Origin of the sequence: Salegentibacter holothuriorum (assembly GCF_900168045.1) — a bacterium.
Classification (GTDB): domain Bacteria; phylum Bacteroidota; class Bacteroidia; order Flavobacteriales; family Flavobacteriaceae; genus Salegentibacter; species Salegentibacter holothuriorum.
On the sequence record NZ_FUYY01000001.1, the window covers coordinates 475,217 to 491,671 of the forward strand.

Annotated in this window: 18 protein-coding genes; 10 read left to right on the forward strand and 8 right to left on the reverse strand. The window is 37.1% G+C overall.

Annotated features, from left to right (window positions below; all coding sequences use genetic code 11):
- Nucleotides 1-10: 10 nt before the first annotated feature.
- Nucleotides 11-700 (reverse strand): alpha/beta fold hydrolase, encoded by a 690-nt coding sequence (locus tag B5X51_RS02135; protein WP_079719211.1) that lies wholly within the window; start codon nucleotides 698-700, stop codon nucleotides 11-13.
- 278 nt (nucleotides 701-978) lie between these two features.
- On the opposite strand from B5X51_RS02135, the gene B5X51_RS02140 reads away from it, so the two are divergent.
- Nucleotides 979-1,281 (forward strand): GNAT family N-acetyltransferase, encoded by a 303-nt coding sequence (locus B5X51_RS02140; protein WP_079719212.1) that lies wholly within the window; start codon nucleotides 979-981, stop codon nucleotides 1,279-1,281.
- Here the strand turns inward: B5X51_RS02140 and mtaB are convergent.
- The 3 genes from mtaB to B5X51_RS02155 all read right to left on the reverse strand — a co-directional run bounded on the left by mtaB (nucleotide 1,278) and on the right by B5X51_RS02155 (nucleotide 4,790).
- Nucleotides 1,278-2,609: a tRNA (N(6)-L-threonylcarbamoyladenosine(37)-C(2))-methylthiotransferase MtaB gene (gene mtaB, locus B5X51_RS02145; RefSeq protein ID WP_079719213.1), complete on the reverse strand. Its 1,332-nt coding sequence runs from the start codon at nucleotides 2,607-2,609 to the stop codon at nucleotides 1,278-1,280. The genes B5X51_RS02140 and mtaB overlap by 4 nt on opposite strands.
- Nucleotides 2,610-3,101: 492 nt before the next feature.
- Complete coding sequence (locus tag B5X51_RS02150; protein WP_079719214.1) at nucleotides 3,102-3,551, reverse strand: OsmC family protein; 450 nt, start codon at nucleotides 3,549-3,551, stop codon at nucleotides 3,102-3,104.
- Between the two features lie 90 nt (nucleotides 3,552-3,641).
- Nucleotides 3,642-4,790 (reverse strand): cysteine desulfurase family protein, encoded by a 1,149-nt coding sequence (locus tag B5X51_RS02155; protein WP_079719215.1) that lies wholly within the window; start codon nucleotides 4,788-4,790, stop codon nucleotides 3,642-3,644.
- Between the two features lie 99 nt (nucleotides 4,791-4,889).
- On the opposite strand from B5X51_RS02155, the gene B5X51_RS02160 reads away from it, so the two are divergent.
- Nucleotides 4,890-5,954: a hypothetical protein gene (locus tag B5X51_RS02160; RefSeq protein ID WP_139374818.1), complete on the forward strand. Its 1,065-nt coding sequence runs from the start codon at nucleotides 4,890-4,892 to the stop codon at nucleotides 5,952-5,954.
- Here B5X51_RS02160 and B5X51_RS02165 read toward each other — a convergent pair.
- A complete protein-coding gene (locus B5X51_RS02165) occupies nucleotides 5,951-6,496 on the reverse strand; it encodes a Smr/MutS family protein (protein ID WP_079719217.1) in 546 nt (181 codons plus the stop codon). The two genes, B5X51_RS02160 and B5X51_RS02165, sit on opposite strands and share 4 nt — an antisense overlap.
- Nucleotides 6,496-6,693, reverse strand: coding sequence for a hypothetical protein (locus tag B5X51_RS02170; protein WP_079719218.1), 198 nt, complete (start codon nucleotides 6,691-6,693; stop codon nucleotides 6,496-6,498). The genes B5X51_RS02165 and B5X51_RS02170 overlap by 1 nt, the downstream gene beginning before the upstream one ends.
- A gap of 76 nt (nucleotides 6,694-6,769) precedes the next feature.
- On the opposite strand from B5X51_RS02170, the gene B5X51_RS02175 reads away from it, so the two are divergent.
- Genes B5X51_RS02175 through B5X51_RS02185 form a run of 3 tightly spaced genes read left to right on the forward strand, consistent with a single transcriptional unit; the run spans nucleotide 6,770 to nucleotide 9,151 of the window.
- Nucleotides 6,770-8,512: a T9SS type A sorting domain-containing protein gene (locus tag B5X51_RS02175; RefSeq protein WP_079719219.1), complete on the forward strand. Its 1,743-nt coding sequence runs from the start codon at nucleotides 6,770-6,772 to the stop codon at nucleotides 8,510-8,512.
- Between the two features lie 2 nt (nucleotides 8,513-8,514).
- Nucleotides 8,515-8,808 carry a DUF2752 domain-containing protein gene (locus B5X51_RS02180; protein ID WP_079719220.1) on the forward strand — a complete coding sequence of 98 codons (294 nt, stop codon included), beginning with the start codon at nucleotides 8,515-8,517 and terminating at the stop codon, nucleotides 8,806-8,808.
- A 10-nt stretch (nucleotides 8,809-8,818) separates the two neighbouring features.
- The gene (locus B5X51_RS02185; protein ID WP_079719221.1) at nucleotides 8,819-9,151 is read left to right on the forward strand and encodes a CCC motif membrane protein; all 333 of its coding nucleotides are present in this window, start codon (nucleotides 8,819-8,821) and stop codon (nucleotides 9,149-9,151) included.
- A 342-nt stretch (nucleotides 9,152-9,493) separates the two neighbouring features.
- Here B5X51_RS02185 and rocD read toward each other — a convergent pair whose 3' ends face one another.
- Entirely contained in the window at nucleotides 9,494-10,774 is a 1,281-nt protein-coding gene (gene rocD, locus B5X51_RS02195; RefSeq protein ID WP_079719223.1) for an ornithine--oxo-acid transaminase, read from the reverse strand.
- 179 nt (nucleotides 10,775-10,953) lie between these two features.
- Between rocD and rlmD the strand changes: the two genes are divergently transcribed.
- From rlmD to B5X51_RS02210, 3 genes are read left to right on the forward strand one after another with little or no spacing between them, the layout of a single operon-like run.
- The gene (rlmD, locus tag B5X51_RS02200; protein WP_079719664.1) at nucleotides 10,954-12,363 is read left to right on the forward strand and encodes a 23S rRNA (uracil(1939)-C(5))-methyltransferase RlmD; all 1,410 of its coding nucleotides are present in this window, start codon (nucleotides 10,954-10,956) and stop codon (nucleotides 12,361-12,363) included.
- Nucleotides 12,364-12,888: a DUF6452 family protein gene (locus B5X51_RS02205; RefSeq protein ID WP_079719224.1), complete on the forward strand. Its 525-nt coding sequence runs from the start codon at nucleotides 12,364-12,366 to the stop codon at nucleotides 12,886-12,888.
- Entirely contained in the window at nucleotides 12,854-13,558 is a 705-nt protein-coding gene (locus tag B5X51_RS02210) for a DUF6048 family protein (RefSeq protein ID WP_079719225.1), read from the forward strand. Before B5X51_RS02205 ends, B5X51_RS02210 begins: the two co-directional genes overlap by 35 nt.
- A gap of 393 nt (nucleotides 13,559-13,951) precedes the next feature.
- Here B5X51_RS02210 and B5X51_RS02215 read toward each other — a convergent pair whose 3' ends face one another.
- Nucleotides 13,952-15,109 (reverse strand): THUMP domain-containing class I SAM-dependent RNA methyltransferase, encoded by a 1,158-nt coding sequence (locus tag B5X51_RS02215; RefSeq protein WP_079719226.1) that lies wholly within the window; start codon nucleotides 15,107-15,109, stop codon nucleotides 13,952-13,954.
- Between the two features lie 127 nt (nucleotides 15,110-15,236).
- Here B5X51_RS02215 and B5X51_RS02220 point away from each other — a divergent pair, with 127 nt between their 5' ends.
- Both B5X51_RS02220 and B5X51_RS02225 read left to right on the forward strand, forming a co-directional pair.
- Nucleotides 15,237-15,905: a ZIP family metal transporter gene (locus tag B5X51_RS02220; protein ID WP_079719227.1), complete on the forward strand. Its 669-nt coding sequence runs from the start codon at nucleotides 15,237-15,239 to the stop codon at nucleotides 15,903-15,905.
- A gap of 122 nt (nucleotides 15,906-16,027) precedes the next feature.
- Complete coding sequence (locus B5X51_RS02225; protein ID WP_079719228.1) at nucleotides 16,028-16,453, forward strand: DUF4268 domain-containing protein; 426 nt, start codon at nucleotides 16,028-16,030, stop codon at nucleotides 16,451-16,453.
- Nucleotides 16,454-16,455: the final 2 nt, after the last annotated feature.

Genomic DNA, 16,455 nt, shown 5'->3' on the forward strand with positions numbered 1-16,455 from the left:
TAATTTATTTTTAATTTTCTTCTTTTATTTTTCCTGAAACAATTAACTGAGGCAGGTATTTATTAAACCAACGGTAGCGATTTAAAATCATTATATGCGTACCGTTTTTCACTTTAATATAATCTGAAATATATTTCACGGGAAAAATTTGATCTTTATCTCCATGAATGTGAATTATATCCTTTCGGGCTTTATCGCAATCCCACAAAACCATATTTTCAATAGCCCAGTCTAAATAACGTTGATTTCTAACCGAAAGATATTGCCTGTAGAGCTTTGCCCGTTTTTTTATAAAATCTCCAACTGCAATTTTTTCAAAATGATCTACATAATCTAACAAACTGGTAGGTATAAGCTTAAATAAACCTGTACTTGCCGCATAACGCATACGCCTTGGCAATTCTTCTCTACATTTTACACTGGAAATAATGATAAGCCTTTTTGGATCAAGACTCTTTGCCATTTCCTGCACAATAATCCCGCCAAAAGATACACCAACCAAGACTGCATTTTCGTGTTTAACGTATTTATTCATACGCAAGGCATAAGCTTTTAGACTTTCATCTTTTTTGGGAATAATCCATTCTAAAAAATGCATTTTAAACCGATTCTCCGGAAGTTTTATAAATTCAAAAATAGATGAATTTGCGGCCATTCCCGGCATAAAATAAACATGAATCAACTCCTCTTCTTTAGTCATTTTAACAAGTATATAACACTTAAAATTGGCCTAAAGCCTTAAATTTACTTATCAAAATTACTGCTATTTATTTGGCTTTCACAATGGAAAGATTAAAAATAATATACAAATTTTCAAAGCCTATAATTTTAACGATTACTATTAATAACTCTACTTTAAAGGCTTTATTTCACTACCTTTACAATAACCACCAAAAGAAAATTTTACTAGCCGATTGTTATCATTATTTACGATAAAATATGCTGTCTTAAAGGTCTATAACAGAAAAAAGAGAAACGATGAATGCTGAAGAAATTATAATTACCGATAATGAGTTCTTAAGACAATTTGAAGCTACCATAAATAGCCAGCTTGCCACAATAGAATACTCACAACAAGAACGAAAAATTTTCCTTACCAAAGTCTTTATGCCCGATGCCCTAAAGGAACAGGGATATATGGACATTTTTATTGAAAAGGTTTTAGAGGAAATAAAAGAGCGTAACACTCGTGTAATGCCCACCAGCCCGGATATCGCGAAATTTATGCGAAAAAACAGAAGAAAGTATAAAGACCTGTTACCGGTAGGAATAAATATTTAAACCACTACTTTTTCTGAAACAAACTCAAACCTAAGCATACCATCTTCATCAATGGAAGTTAATTCTATTTGATGAAGTGTGTTTACCAGTGCCGGATCCCATGGTGCTTTTACCTTGACATAGTTCTCGGTAAATCCGTGAATATATCCTTCTTTATTCTCGCCTTCAAAAAGCACGGTACAGGTATTTCCTAACTGACTTTCGTAAAATGCCCTTCTCTTTTTAGCTGAAAGACCACGCAGCATTTTACTTCGCTTTTTTCTTACTTTATTGGGAACCACAGCTTCCATTTCTGCTGCCGGGGTATTATCCCGCTCAGAATACGTAAAAACGTGCAGGTAAGAAATATCTAAATCATTTAAGTAATTATAGGTTTCCAGGAATCGTTCTTCGGTTTCGCCGGGAAAACCAACAATAACATCAACACCAATACAAGCATTGGGCATCACTCGCTTAATTTGCGTTACTCTATCGGTATAAAGCGCACTCATATATCGACGCTTCATCAATTTAAGCAAGGCGTCACTTCCACTTTGTAATGGAATATGAAAATGGGGTACAAACGTATTACTCCCGGCTACAAAATCTATAGTTTCGTTTTTCAATAAATTCGGTTCAATAGAAGAGATTCTTAAACGTTCTATCCCATCAACCTCATCTAAAGCTTTTACAAGATCAAGAAAAGTATGTTCGTGTTTTTTATTACCGAATTCTCCTTTTCCATAATCCCCAATATTTACTCCGGTAAGCACAATTTCCTTAATACCTTTTGCCGAAATTTCAGCAGCATTGGTCAAAACATTTTCCAGTTTATCACTTCGGGAAATTCCACGAGCCAAAGGAATGGTACAATACGTACATTTATAATCGCAACCATCCTGAACTTTCAAAAATGCCCGGGTTCTATCTCCTATAGAATAAGCACCTACATAAAAATCGGCTTCATCAATTTCGCAAGAGTGAACTTCACCCATTTCGTTTTTAGAAAGATCGTTAAGATAATCGGTAATTTTAAATTTTTCAGTCGCTCCAAGCACTAAATCTACTCCATCTACATCAGCAAGTTCTTCCGGTTTCAGTTGCGCATAGCAACCTACGGCAATCACAAACGCATCCTCATTAACCTTTTGCGCTTGTTTTACAATGGTTTTAAATCGTTTATCGGCATTTTCAGTAACCGAGCAGGTATTAATCACGTAAATATCAGCTGTTTCAGAAAATTCTACACGCTCAAAACCTTCATCTTTAAAAGACCTCGCAATAGTAGAAGTTTCTGAAAAATTGAGTTTACAACCCAAGGTATAAAATGCGACCTTCTTAGTATTCATACACCTGCCTGTTTCTGTAGAAGTTAAACGATTTTTAGGGCTGCAAAGATACCAACAATTATTGTTTTAGGAAAACATTGTTTTGATTTCGATTGTCAGTTCTCAGTTCTCAGTTCTCAGTTTTGAGTTATCTGTTACGGTTATCGGTTTCGGTTTATGGTTAAGTCGTTGCGAGGAGCAAATAGCCGACGTGGCAATCTGAGGTTGAATATCGTATTTCAACAACGTCAAATCAAAATAACTAGATCCTGATAAAAGTTCAGGATGACGTGGTGAACAAACACTTTTAATAAAAGATTGCCGCGCGCGTTCCTTGCTCGCAATGACCTAGCAGAAGAACGTCATTGGAGGAGGCGATAGCCCACGTGGCAATCTGAGGTTGATTATCGTATTTCAACAACGTCAAATCAAAATAACTAGATCCTGAAACAAGTTCAGGATGACATGGTGCTTCTCCCGATTATCATCGGGATCGCAATGACGATAAAACCACTATACTCCTACAGAAGCAATTACAATCTCAGGTTCTAAAATAATTTTGGTTTTTATCGAATTGGAGATCAAGCAGGCTTTTTCGCTCTTTTCTATGATGCGTTTTGCTCTTTCAGCATTATTTTCGTCTGAAATCTCAAGAACAGGTTTCAGTATAATTTCTGTCATTTGAAACTTTCCTTCAACCTTATCCAATTTCCCTATTGCCTTAGATTTAAAACTGATAAAATCCAGTTTAGAATTTTCAGCAATAGCTAAAAATGTAGTCATCAAACAGCTTTCTACCGCAGCAACCAGAAAATGTTCCGGAGACCAAATATTAGGAATTCCTTGCGGGAAATCTGGTGGGGTTGCAGTTTGAATGGTATCGCTTAACTCAGGAGAACAAACTTCTCCCTTTCGACCTTCTTTCCAGGTTAAGTCTACCTGGTATTCGTGTTTATTTGCCATTACTTTATATTTTTGCTTATACAAAGTAACGATGATTAAAGTCTATAAAATATGACTTAGATCAGCTTGAAAAAACTGAAATTGGCCCTCTTAAGATTCAATAAACTCCTTAAGAGTACCCACCACATAATCCAATTCTTCTTTGGTATTAAATCGTGAAAATGAAAAACGCACCGAAGGTTTTTTTAAGTCTTCTTCTTCTAAAAATGCATTTAACACATGAGAACCTTTATCGCTTCCACTTTGGCAGGCACTTCCTTTAGAACAGGCAATGCCTTTAAGGTCTAATTGAAATAAAAGCATTAGCGCTTTATCTTCGGGCACCGGCAAACATACATTTACCAGCGTATAGGTGCTTTTTTCAAGATCGGAACAATCTCCATTGAATTTCACCCCGGGAATTTCAGCTTTTAATTTTGAAATAAAATGAGTTTTTAGATCACTTATATAGGCTTTTTCTTCGGCTAAATTATCTAAAGACAGTTTTAAAGCTTCTTCCAGGCCTACAATATTATGCACCCCTTCTGTACCGGCACGATGGCCACGCTCTTGTTCTCCTCCAAAAATAAGTGGTCTTAATCCACTGTTTTTTCTAATAAAAGCAAATCCCACGCCTTTTGGGCCGTGAAATTTGTGAGCACTAACCGCGGTAAAATCTACCGGAATTTCACTAAAATCCAAATCATAATGCCCTACCGACTGCACGCAATCTGAATGAAAAATCGCAGCGTATTCTTTACAAAGTGCTCCTACTTTTTTAATATCCAGTTTATTCCCAATCTCGTTGTTTACGTGCATCAGGCTTACCAGCGTTTTTTTATCTGAAGTTTTCAGTAATTCTTCTAAATGAGCCTCTTTTACATTTCCGCAGGAATCTAAATCAACATAAGCTACCTCAACATCAAAACAATCCTGAAGCTGTTCTACGGTATACAAAACAGCATGGTGCTCTATTTTTGAAGTAATAATTCGCTTTACGCCAAGATCACGTACTGCAGAATTTAAAGCAAGATTATCGGCTTCAGTACCACCGGAAGTGAAAATTATTTCTGATGCTTTTACATTTAAATATCCGGCTACGGTTTTACGCGCCTGCTCAATTAAAGATTTTGCAGACCGGCCAAAAGAATGTGTAGAAGAAGGGTTTCCATATACTTCCTTCATTACAGAGGTCATTTTATCTATTACTTCGTCACGCATTTGCGTGGTTGCGGCAGAATCTAGGTATACATTTTTCATCGCTGCAAAATTAAACGAAATAAAATTATTTAAAAGAACCTGCCTTAAGAATTCTTAATTCCGCTATTTTTGTTTCAGTTTGAATATATTCTCATACCTATGAAAAAGATTTTTGCGGTACTTTTAATCTCCTTTGCGCTTTATTCCTGTGACGATGGCGACATCACTGTAACCAGTTTTGATTTAGAAGACAGTGATCTAACTCTCTGTGAAATTGACGGTAAAAAAGTGCTTTGGGCCGTAAACAATCAAGATGTTTACGAATCGATGTCTTTGGAATTAAAGGATAACAGATTAAACGATACGCTTGCCCAAACAATTTTAACGCTTGATGTAAATGATTCAATAGTGATTAATCTTAGTGGAGAAAACAATAGGTTAGTTTACAGGATTTATGATTCAGAAATAAACGGAAGAGAATATTTTTGCCAGGGAGTACCACCCGGTTCCCCAAGGGTTTTGGAGGAATATGTTTCTGCCGGCGGAAAGGTGTTAATTACGACTAATTTTAATGATCTTGGTTTAAATGAGGATGCAGATGCAGATGGGGATGGTATACCCAATGCCGAGGAAGGTTTTGATCCCGATGGTGGAAATCACCTGGATACCGATAGCGATGGCATCCCTGATTACTTAGATATTGATGATGATAATGATAATGTGGAAACCAAAAGCGAAACTAAAGCAGATCCTGGAGACCCCATCACTGAGGATGGCTATTTAGATACCGATGAAGATGGTATTCCGAATTATCTTGACCCTGATGATGATGATGATGGTGTTTTAACCCGGCACGAAGTTGACGAGGAAGATATTCAAAGAGCCATTGAAGAAAATAATGATGGATTTCTTAGTCCTGAGTTAACTGCTGAAGTAGATGGATTGGGAAATTACTTAAATGAAGAGGTCTCTTTACCAAATTTTGAACATGAGCTGCAACTAGATCATTCTATCTCCAGAGATTATAGGTCTATTATAGTAATCAAAGAATTTAACCTGATACGCCAGGATGGTAGCGGGGAAGATATTCGTTTTGACACTTATAACCTGGGGAGGTTTAGTGCAAATGGCATTCCTTTTAAACAGCTAACTAACCGCCAACAAGAATTAGAGGATTCAGAGGACGAAAATGAAGAAGAAACAGAAGAAACTACGACCAACTAAGTATTCTGAAAGATATAGACTTCGGTAGCGCCGAGACCGTATTTTTGGTAATCGGCGTCATAGAATTTTAGGTTGTCGTAGCGACCCAGAAAAAAATCGAGTTCTGCTTTTAGAACACCCTCACCTACCCCGTGAATAAAAACAATTTTTTGAATACGTTTGCTCATAGCAAACTCCAATTGTCTTTTAGCGGTTTCCATTTGCAGGTTAAGTATATCATAATTACTCATGCCGCGGGAAGACCTGGTTAGTTTTTCTATATGCAGGTCCACCTCCATTGGCGGCAGGTTTCTCTCTTTCGGTTTTATTCGCTGTGACTTTGGTTTTGGAGGAAGTTTTTTTTCAGCCAGAACCTTTTCAAAATCCACATCATCAGATAAAGCTTCAATAGGCGTTTCTATTTTAACTAACTCTTCCTGGGTAAATTCCATTTCAAAACCATCGGTAGTTTCAATATACACAGTACCGGCTTCGGCTCTTATTACGTAGCCTTCCAACACATCATCTAAAACCGCAACTTTATCTCCCTTTTTCAGCTCCATTATTCTTTATTTTCGTCTTCCTTGTGATCATCTTTTGTCTCTACCCAAAGATTTGTTGCGCGATAAAGTCCCAACATAATAGTAATTAAGCCAATAATCTTAAAATAAGCATGAGCGCCTTCAGCTGCAATGGCATAGATTAAAAGTCCGCCGCCAAGCGTAATCAAAATTGTATTTATTACTTGAGAATTGTTCATTTTTTTACCTGTTATCCCTTATTTTAAAGCTGTTAAAAATAGCGGTTCTTGTATTTTCAGCAAAGTTACAGGAATTATGAGGCAAATTTACTTCTTAGCTTTTATTTTCTCTTTTTACTGCGGAAATGCGCAACTTCATATTTCGCCTTCTATAACCGGAGATTCCTATATTTATCTTAGCGATAGGTTTTTGTATGTGGAAGATAACATAGAATTAATAAAGAATAATTCTCCTGATACCGAAGCCAGCATATATCTACGAAAGGAATCACAATTATTGCAGGATGAAAAGAGTACAAATAGAAATTCGGGTAATGGTTGGCTCTCCGTTTTCCAGGAAGGCACCTCCAATGCTTTTGATTATAACTACTGGGCGCTGCCGGTTACAGATAATATAAGCGCCAATCAATTTGGAGCAGTCATTTTCCAGCCAAAAACACAAACCAGAAGTAAATCTGCTCTAGTTACAAACGATTTAGAAGGCAATGCTAATCCATTAAAAATTTCCAGGCGCTGGATTTACAAATTTTCCGGTAGCCAATATGATGATTGGCAACATGTAGGTGTAAATTTTAATGTAAATCCCGGGGAAGGTTTTACTATGAAAGGTGTGAATGGCAGCGATCTCACACTAATAAATGGAATAGAAAACAATCCCGGAAACAAGCAGCGATACGATTTTAGAGGTTTGCCGAATGACGGAGAAATAAAGGTGCTTATTAAAAATAACAAAAGTGTTTTAGTAGGCAACCCTTATCCTTCTGCGCTTCATTTACAAAGCTTTTTAATGGAGAATCCTGCAAGTACTGGAATCGCATATTTCTGGGATTCCAGGGGTAATGGGAATTCTCATTATTTAAAAGATTACGAAGGCGGCTATGGTTCTTACTCGCCGGGTGCCAATGCTTACGCTCCTGCCGTTTTTAAGACCTATAATGGCGGTGGCGAGGAAACAGGGAATTCGGGAGCAACCGGTGCACAAATAGCCCGGGAATACAGTCCTATTGGACAGGCTTTTATGCTTACGGGAAGAAGTGACGGTTACATTCATTTTAAAAATTCTCAAAGAAGGTTTCAGAAAGAAAACACACAAACTTCAGAATTTAAAAATCAGCAAAAAAGTGAGGTTCCGCTATTAAAGCTCAATATAGGTTTCAACGATTTATATACGCGACCATTATTGTTGGCTTTTCGGGAAGATTCTTCCACCGAAGAAGATTGGGCTATGGATGCTAAAATTTACGGACTACTGGAAAATGATGCAGGCTGGAATATAGCTGAGGCTATTTACAATATTCAAGTTAGGCCTTATAGAAAAAATGATAAAATACCGTTATTTATTAATTTAGTTGAAGTATCAAAATTAACTTTTAGTCTGGATGATTTCAGAGATTTCGAGATTGAAAATATCTTCCTTTTTGACGCCGAATTAGAAACTTACCATCAATTAAATAAAAATGATTTTTCAATAGAATTAGAAGAAGGAAATTATAGTTCACGTTTTTTTATTAGTTTTATGCAGGAAAAGGATGACAATCTTCTAACCGAGGAACCTGAAGAGATAGATATTTCACTTCCGGAAGCTGTAATTGTTCAAAATAACTTAAAAACGCAATTGGAAATAGAAGTGCTGCAAACCGATATAAAACAAGTATTGTTATTCGATCTTAACGGACAAATGATATATAATAAAACAATAGCGATTGGAAGTACCAAACATAATTTACCTACTTCGGGATTACAGGATGCGATTTATATTGTTAAAATTATTTCTTCTAAAAACCTTGAATTCACCAGTAAAATTAGCATCAAAAATTAGTTATGGAAGAATTTATGTTGCCATGTCTTAACAAGAGCCTTACCGGGGTAGATTGTTTTGGTTGCGGTGGGCAACGTGCGTTATTACTGGTTTTTAAAGCAGAATTCAGTCAGGCTTTTTATATGTTTCCGGGAATCTATCCTATTTTAATATTACTCGCTTTTCTGATTATAAACCTATTTGTAAAATTCAGGTATGATTTTCAGATAAAAATCGCCCTAATTATTTTTAGCGGTTCGGTAATGCTCATTAGCTATTTAATAAAAATGAATGCTTATATACAACTAACCCAATAAACCAAACTTTATGGAAAGACAACAACTACCCAATTCAACTTTAATTCTAATTTTCGGGATCCTATCTATTATCGGATGCTGTTGTTATGGTGTACTCGGAATTATCTTCGGGATCATTGCCCTGGTAATGGCAAAGCGAGCCACAGAGATCTATAACGCCCAACCTGAATTGTACACCGGTTACCAAAATGTAAAAACCGGGAAAATTCTTGCCATTATAGGACTTGTACTAAGCGCCATTAGCTTAATCATCTCTATTGTAATGATTATTATGTATGGCGGCGTTGAAGGAATCTATGAGCTGCAGGAGGAAATGATGAGAGAAATGCAACAAAATCAATAAACCGTTTCTCTTATAATATGAAAAAAGCCGGCCTTTTTAGCCGGTTTTTTTATGGTCATCCTGAATTTATTTCAGAATCTAATTCGTTAATTAGTATTAGAAGCCGAAACAAGCCCGCCTTAAAGGACGGCCAGGTTAAGCTTGACGAAATTAGGAGCTTTCAAATAACCTGTTTTTTCAAAACAAAAGAGGTTGTCCGAAAAGGTTTTAAAACCGTCATCTTGAATTTATTTCAAGATCTATCGTGTTGGTAATTAAAAACATGTTAGAAGCTGAAACAAGTTCAGCTTGACGAGAATAGACTTTTCAGACAGTCTCTTTCCTTATGTATTTTCGAGAAAATTACTTCTCAAATTGCTTTAAAGTAGAAGTAATAATATCTACACAATCTCTAAGCTGTTCTTCGTTCATCACCAATGGTGGCGCAAAACGAATAATATTACCGTGGGTTGGTTTTGCTAAAAGTCCGTTTTCTTTTAAAGCCATACAAATATCCCAGGCTGTAGAGCTATCTTCAGAATCATTAATAACAATTGCATTTAACAATCCGCGACCTCTTACCAATTCTACAATATTAGAATCTTTGATAAAGTCGTCCATCAATCTTCTAAAAAGATTTCCGAGTTTACGAGCATTTAGGGCTAGCTTTTCATCTTTTACCACATCTAATGCAGCTACTGCTGTTGCAGCGGCTACAGGATTCCCTCCAAAGGTAGAACCGTGTTGCCCGGGTTGAATTACATTCATTACCTCATCATCTGCCAATACCGCAGAAACAGGATAATTTCCTCCAGAAAGTGCTTTTCCTAAGATCAGAATATCTGGTCTGGTATAAGTCTCCTGGCGCTCACAGTGGCCTTCGCAAGTACAATTTCCACAAACGGCCAGTAAAGAACCGGTTCTGGCTATCCCTGTCTGGATCTCATCGGCCATAAAAAGCACGTTATGCTTATTACAAATTTCTTTAGCCTTTTTCATATAATCGTTAGCAGGTGTATAAACCCCTGCTTCACCCTGAATAGGTTCTACTAAAAAGCCGGCTATATTGTCGTTTTCTGTAATTGCTTTTTCTAGAGCTTCAGGATCGTCATAAGCTACTTTTATAAATCCTGGCGTATAAGGACCAAAGTTCTTACGAGCACCTTCATCGTTAGAGAACGAGATTATTGTGGTTGTTCTTCCGTGGAAGTTATTTTCACAAACAATAATTTGAGCATCTTTCTCTTTAACTCCTTTCTTTTCGTAAGCCCATTTTCTTGCAATCTTTATAGCGGTTTCCACAGCTTCTGCCCCTGTGTTCATTGGCAAAAGTTTATCGAACTTAAAATAATCTGTGGCATATTTTTCATAAGCACCAAGAACGTCGTTATGGAAAGCCCTTGAGGTAAGTGCTAATTTTGAGGCTTGCTCATACATAGCATTTACAATTTTAGGATGACAATGACCCTGGTTTACCGCGGAATAAGCAGAAAGGAAATCGTAATATTTCTTTCCTTCTACATCCCAAACATGAACTCCTTCCCCTTTACTTAATACAGCGGGAAGTGGATGGTAGTTATGTGCTCCATGTTTATCTTCCAGGTTAATAGCTTCTTCTGAGGATTTAATTTCTGCTAATGGCATTCATTTAATTTTTAACTGTTAATTTTCAAAATTCCTTCTTTTGCTCCTAAATCTTTAAAAATCTAAGTAGCAAGGGAGAGAAATCATCCAAAATTCAAGATTTCGCAAATTACTAAATGTTTGCCGAAATTTTAAGCAACTCGGGGAATAAATCTTCACAATTATCCTATTTTTGCGCTATGGGAAGAAGGAATAAAAACAAGGTATTTGACGCTGTTGAGGTAACTGATGCCGGCGGAAAAGGCAAAGGAATTGGCAAGTCTCCAGATGGTCGTGTAATCTTTATAGATAATGTTGTGCCCGGTGATATTGCCGATATTAAAACCACGAAAAAGAGAAAATCTTACTACCAGGGAACTGCCATAAATTTTCATCAATATTCAGATAAGCGTGTAGAGCCTGTTTGCCAGCATTTTGGAACCTGCGGAGGTTGCAAATGGCAAAACATGGGTTACGAGTATCAACTGGAATACAAACAGAATGAAGTTTTAAATAATCTTATTCGGGTAGGAAAAGTTGAATTACCTGAAGTTACCCCAATCTTAGGCAGTAAGGAAATCTATTTTTACCGCAATAAAATGGAGTTCTCATTTAGTGATAGCCGCTGGCTAACCCTGGATGAAATAAACAGTGGGGAAGACTTTGATGATAAAAATGCCCTTGGATTTCATATTCCCGGAATGTGGGACAAAATTCTAGACATCAAAAAATGTCACCTGCAGGAAGATCCCAGCAATGCCATAAGGAATTTTGTAAAAGAATTCGCTACAGATAACGACCTTAGCTTTTTTAATGCCCGAAAACAGGAAGGTTTATTAAGAACCCTAATGATTAGGACTTCCTCTACCGGAGAACTCATGGTTTTAATCCAGTTTTTTCATGAAGACACAGAAAAGCGGGAATTATTATTAAATGCTGTAGCAGAAATGTTTCCTGAGATAACTTCACTACAATACGTGATCAACGAAAAAGGAAATGACACCCTTTATGACCAGGATGTAATTTGCTATAAAGGCCGCGATCATATTTTTGAGCAAATGGAAGGACTTCAGTTTAAAATAAACGCCAAGTCTTTTTACCAAACCAACTCTGCCCAGGCTTACGAATTATATAAAATAACAAGAGATTTCGCCGATCTTAAAGGAGACGAAATTGTTTACGATCTATACACAGGAACAGGAACCATCGCCCAATTTGTTGCCAAAAAAGCAAAAAAAGTGATTGGAGTTGAAGTTGTTCCCGAAGCTATTATAGACGCTAAAGAGAATGCTGAACGCAACCAGGTTGAAAACGCCGAGTTTTTTGTAGGCGATATGAAAAAGGTTTTTTCTGAATCATTTATCACTACTCACGGTCAGCCGGATATTATAATTACCGATCCCCCTCGTGATGGGATGCATAAAGATGTAATTGCTCAAATAATTGGTATATTGCCACAACGTATTGTTTACGTGAGTTGCAACTCGGCTACCCAGGCTCGCGATCTCTCTATGTTAGACGAATATTATAAAGTAACCAAAGTGCAACCGGTAGATATGTTTCCGCAAACGCACCACGTAGAAAATGTTGTTTGTTTAGAAAGAAAATAGATGAATACAAAATATCTTAAAAACCTCTTTTTTATCAGCGGGCTTTTTATGCTTTTTTTAGGCTGCCAGAGGGACGATATTTGCCCTGAGGCCACGCAAACCACACCTATGCTGGTTGTGCGATTCTATGATGCCGAAGAACGAGATAACCCGGCCCGGCCAACCAATTTAAGTATTAGGTCTACGGTAAGCGATTCAACTAAAACATTATATCAACGAATAAATCAGGATAGTATTGCGATTCCACTAAGGACCAATCAAAATGCCACTTCCTACACTTTCACTATTTTCGATTCAGATAGTGAAGAAGAAGACCAGGAATTCACTCCAAATACCGACAATTTAACCTTTACTTACGGTAGTGAAGAGATATACGTAAACCGTGCCTGTGCCTATAAAGTAATATATAACAGTTTAAAGTTAACCATTGAAGGCGGTGAAGACGACCAATGGATTGATTCTTATATTATTGAAGAACCAAATATTGAAGATGAAACACAAGCACATATTAGCATATTTTTTTAGTCTTGCTTTTCTGTTTTTGGCTACTCCTCTATTAAGCCAGGAAACCACAGAACAGGATAGTTTGGCTGCGCGTGAGAAATTTGGTTTACGGGTAGGCACAGATCTTAGTAAACTGGCAAGAACCGCTTTTGAGGATGATTATTCTGGGTTTGAGATCCTGGGAGATTATAGGGTTTATAAAAATTATTATGCGGCTGCAGAACTTGGTAATGAGAGTATGGGTTATAAAGAAGATAATATAAGCATTACTTCTCGCGGAAGCTATATAAAACTGGGCGCCGATTATAATGCCTATGAAAACTGGACGGGAATGCAGAATCTTATTTTTGTAGGTGCCCGTTATGGTTTTGCCACTTTTACCCAGGAAATTGAAGAATATCAAATCTATACCACTAACCCTTTCTTTGAACCTGATATTAGGACAGATAATATTGAATATTCGGGCTTAACGGCCAGTTGGGTTGAATTAGTAGCCGGAATAAAAGTTGAATTACTGAATAATTTATACCTGTCGGTTAATGTTCAGCTTAAGCGCAGGTTATTCCAATCTGCTCCAGATAATTTTGACAACCTGGCTATTCCCGGTTTCAACCGAACCTATGATGATAGTAATATTGGTGTAGGTTATGGATACACGCTTAGTTACCTGATTCCTTTTTATAAGAAATAGGGGAATTAAAAATTAAACTGCAATTACAGGTTTTACAAACTTGAATCGACAAATCGAAAACTAACCACAGATTGCCACGCCGCAATGCTCCTCCCATCGTATTGTTCCACCAATGGCGAATCCTCTTGAGGCAAGGTCATTGCGAAAGAGGTACGACTGAAGCAATCTTTCTTATCAAACAACTAAGGAATAAAACCCGAATCGACGACAAATCGCAAACCAACCATAGATTGCAGCGTCGCTGTGCTCCTCGCAAAGACGGAGGGAGGTTGCCGTGCTAAGGTGCCGCTCGGATGACGCAAGCAGACCAGCCGGCATTGCGAAGCTGCTTTTTCGCAGCTGAAGCAATCTCCTCATCATAGCAACGAATCAACAAATCCCGATTCCCGAATTCTAATCCTGGAACTTCGCCTTTTTTGAGCCCTGGTAGATCTGGTATTTTACCAATTTAGATTCTAAAGCACCATTGTAGAGTTTTATCTTTCGGGAAGGTCTTAGGCCAACGTGTTTTAAAGCTTCAAGGTTAGAAGTTATAAACCAGGCATCAGTCCCGGGATAAGCCTGCTTCAGCGTATCTCCTATCTCTTTATAGAATTTTGGCATATCAATTTCCAGGCGTTCTCCATAAGGCGGATTAAATAACATGTGTAAATGCCGTTCTCCTTCTTTTTCAGAAGCAAAGAAATCCTGTCTTTCTACTTTAATAAATTCAGATAGATTAGCATTTTCAATATTATCTATGGCTTTATGCACTGCAGATGGCGACGTGTCGTAACCTTTCATCTTAAAGTGAAATTCCCGCATTTTCTTCAGCACAGAAGCTTCTATTTTTTCAAATAAATCTTCATCCCAATCTTTCCAACGTTCAAAAGCGAATTCCTTTCGGTTTAAATTGGGAGGGATATTACAGGCAATCATCGCGGCTTCAACTAAAATAGTACCACTTCCGCACATAGGATCCATAAAATCACACTGCCCGTCCCAGCCGGAAAGCAGCAACATTCCTGCAGCTAAAACCTCGTTTATAGGCGCAATATTGGTCGCGGTTTTATAACCACGCTTGTGTAAAGATTGCCCAGAGGAATCAAAAGAAACATTACAGAAATTCTTTTCTATATGAATATTAATTCTCAATGTAGGAAAATCGAGATCTACATTCGGTCTCTTATCAAATTTATCCCGAAACCGGTCCACAATCGCATCTTTGGTTTTAAGGGAAATATATTGGGAATGGGTGAATGTTTCAGAATGTACCGTGGCATCAATGGCCAGGGTATCGTTAACATCCATAAAATTCTCCCAGGGAAGATCGTAGATTTGTTTGTAAAGATCTTCTTCAGAAAATATTTTAAAACTCTGGTAAGGTTTCAGGATCTTAATAGCGGTTCTTAAGCAAAGATTAGCTTTATACATAAAGCCGGTATCGCCCACAAAACTTACATTCCTGGTTCCTTCTTTTACATCCATCGCGCCAAGTGCCGTGAGTTCTTTAGCCAAAACTGGCTCAAAACCATACATGGTCTTAGCGATCATTTTAAAATTATTTTCCATATCGGTTTTTTACAGTCCACAAAAATAGGGTAATTTTGCTGAATAAAGGTATTGCCGGGTTTAGATGCTGAAATATTCTAAAAGCTTTTACGACTTAGGTTTTCTAATAATATTTCTCAAGTAAATAATGATCTATATTTTACCCCTTCTTTCTGTATTTGCCGGCTATCTTATTGCTACTTTTTTAAAACCCTCCTCCTCTACCGGGTTTAAATTACTGCTTAGTTTTAGTGGTGCTTATCTTTTGGCGGTTACGATCTTTGAATTGTTACCCGAAGTTTATTTAAACGGCACTAACGAGGTGGGCATTTTTATTATGTTGGGCTTATTATTACAAATTATCCTGGAATTTGTTTCAAAAGGAGTGGAACACGGGCATTTGCATCAACAAGAAGGAATGGATAAATTTCCCCTCTTACTACTGGTAAGTTTAAGTATACATGCTTTCCTGGAAGGTTTCCCTATGGATGAAGGCGATCATATTTTACACGGAGTAGTAATTCATAAAATTCCGGTGGCTACTATACTCTCGGTTTTTCTAATTCATTCTAATTTGAGTAGAATTAAAGTCGGTTTGTTTCTAACAATCTTTGCTTTAATGACGCCATTGGGAAGCTTTTTTAAATCGCAATTCAGTTTACTGCAGGAGATTTCAATTTACATCAATGCCTTAGTGATTGGTATTTTTCTCCACGTTTCTACCACTATTCTTTTTGAAGCCTCAAAGAACCATAAATTCAATATTTCTAAACTGGCGGTAATTGTTGGTGGCATTTTACTGGCTTATTTTATTTAATACCAAATTAACAATGTAATGCCGCATTCAAACTCGTTCATTTTCCGCTCTATTTCCTTGCTCATAGAACAAAAAAGCAACTTCGGTTTCTGTGCGGCTGTACAAAATTAAATTGGTATAATATGTTTAGCAAAGCTGAAAGCAAGAAATTAAGACAACAGTTCTGGACCAGCTTCGGTATCGTTTTCCGCAGAAAATGGATGCTTTATGATACCGGAATAAAGGAGCTTCAGTTAAAATTTACTTTTAACCGCAAATTCGCCCAGGTTTCTATAGATGTTTTAGATGAAGATCCCCTGATTCGCGCTTATTATTTTGAAAAACTGCTTTCCTTAAAAAATATCCTGGCTTCTGAATATTTACCTGAAGCCATTTACGAGGAAGAATATGAACTTCCGGAAGGAAAAATCATTTCACGAGTTTATGTTCAGCTAGATAATGTAAGCATCCATAATCGCAATCAATGGCCTGAAGTCATGAAATTTCTCAATGATGCTATGGAACAAATGGAAGCTTACTTTGTGGAGCATAAAGACCTTTTTAGCTAAGT